Source organism: Paraburkholderia sp. SIMBA_053 (assembly GCF_046534895.1).
GTDB classification, from domain to species: domain Bacteria; phylum Pseudomonadota; class Gammaproteobacteria; order Burkholderiales; family Burkholderiaceae; genus Paraburkholderia; species Paraburkholderia caledonica.
The window spans coordinates 1-278 of sequence record NZ_JAWRXU010000539.1; the positions used below are offsets into that span (position 1 = coordinate 1).

Consider the following 278-nt stretch of genomic DNA (forward strand, 5'->3'; position numbering starts at 1 on the left):
GGTGATGCCGGAGTCGGCAAGCTCGAGCGCCCATGTGCGCGTGAAGCTGATCATCGCGCTCTTGGCGGCTGCATACGTGCTTCGCTGCGCGACGCCCAGCACGACCAGGCTCGACAGATTGACGATACGTCCCCAGCCTTTCTCCTTCATGTTCGGCAGCAACGCCTGCGCGGTTTGCACGGCGGGCGCGAGATTCGTGCTGAACGTGCGATCCAGATCGTCGAGTTCGATCTCGCCGAGCCGCGCGAGCTTGACGAAGCCCATGTTGTTGACGACGC

Annotated in this window: 1 protein-coding gene; it reads right to left on the reverse strand. The window is 63.3% G+C overall.

The genetic code is table 11. The annotated features are described in order from the left end of the window. On the reverse strand, positions 1 to 278 hold a 278-nt coding region (locus SB753_RS36765; RefSeq protein WP_410805049.1), incomplete at both ends, for an SDR family NAD(P)-dependent oxidoreductase.